General features: G+C 38.8%; 1 protein-coding gene. It reads left to right on the top strand.

Features of this window, described 5'->3' with window-relative positions; translation table 11 throughout:
- Positions 1-41 precede the first annotated feature (41 nt).
- On the top strand, positions 42-1,676 hold a 1,635-nt coding region (locus tag HT671_RS07065; RefSeq protein WP_138704132.1), incomplete at its 3' end, for an IS1634 family transposase.

The following is a 1,676-nucleotide window of genomic DNA, read 5'->3' as shown; positions in this document are numbered from 1 at the left end:
TTTTTGTTTGTTGTATATAATTATGTATGCTATAATAGAGTATGGCATTTATTAAAACAACAACCAACAAAGAAGGGCGTACTCATGTCTATCTTGTGGAGGGATATCGAAAAGATGGAAAAGTCAGACAGCGTATTTTGAAAAAATATGGTCTCTTAGATGAACTAGAGGTAGAGGAACCTGATATCTTAGAACGTTTGAAACGTGAGGCAAAGGAAGGTCTACTAACAGAACCTCAATTCTTTCAAGTAAGCTATGACCTACTGGCTCCTATGAATGAGGTGGATCAGTCCTATGGTTGGATGGTCTTGGATAACCTGTTTGAAGAGTTAAAACTAACCGAGTTTCTAAAGACAGTGAAATCGAAATCAGAGTACGATTTGGCTCAAGTTTTAAAACTATTAGTTTTTCAGAGAGTCCTCAATCCAGATAGTAAGTTATCTACTTATGCTTCTCAAGTAAACTTATTTGGTCATTGGGAAATAAGCCTCAACGCTATTTATCGTTCGTTAGATAAGTTGGATACCTTGAAAGAAAAACTTCTGCTTCATCTTCATAAAGAAGTGAGTCGCATGACCAAGCGTGAAGCACGTTTAGTTTTCTACGATGTAACGAACTACTACTTTGAAACAGATATCCCCGATGAGACGGTTGTTTCAGTTGATGGTGAAATTCTAAAAGAAGGACTAAGAAGACGAGGTCCTAGTAAGGAACATCGTCCCAAACCCATTGTCCAATTAGGATTATTTATGGATACGAATGGAATTCCCATCAGTTATAAGTTATTTAGAGGAAATCAAACAGATCCTATTACCTATCTTCCAGCTGTTGAGGAAGTTAAAAAACAGTTTGGAATTGAGCGTATTGTGGTGGTGGCCGATAAGGCTATGAATAGCTCTTACAATGTTTCTGAGATGATTCATCAAAAAGATGGATGGCTCTTCTCCCAGAAGCATCGTGGACGGCGTGGCGCCTCAAAGGAGCTACAAACACAAATTCTAAATCCAAACGATTGGCAATTTAATAAGGAGTTGACCTTCGCAAAGAAGTCCTATCTACGTGAACGCAAGCTGGGAACGAAGAAGGATTCTCCACTTGTCAAAGAGAAAGTTCTGATTACTTGGTCTAAGAAATACGCTGATCGAGAACGGATTCGTCGGGAAGGTGCTTTAGAATATGCCAGCCAACTAACCAATGCGGAACTCTTTCGACAGACCAGTAAAAAAGGAGGCAAGAAATATCTAGACCTCCACTATCTGGATGAAAAAACAGGGGAACTAAAGCCTTTTTCCCCACTTGTTACCATTGACCATGAGCAGGTTGATTTTGATGCTCAGTTTGATGGTGTGAATGTTCTTGTAACAAGTGAAGTTGGAATGACAGATGAAGAGATGTTGGAGGCTTATAAAGAGTTAGCTAAGATTGAGGATTGCTTCCGCATCACGAAGACAGAGCTTGAAAGTAGACCTGTTTATGTATGGACAGAAAATCATATACAGGCACATTTTTTGACTTGTTTTATCGCTTTAATTCATCTTCGACTCCTCCAACATCAAATTAATTGGAAGATGAGTCCAAGGAGAATCGCTAATGCTCTCAACAGTGCCAAAGCAACTAGGTTACAAGATAATTACTATAGACTACAAGAAAGTCCAGATATGCAGCTACTAAATAGA

The sequence above is a fragment of the Streptococcus sp. 2741 genome (assembly GCF_013276315.1).
In the GTDB taxonomy this organism is placed as follows: domain Bacteria; phylum Bacillota; class Bacilli; order Lactobacillales; family Streptococcaceae; genus Streptococcus; species Streptococcus pseudopneumoniae.
This window is presented reverse-complemented; position numbering and strand designations above follow the sequence as displayed.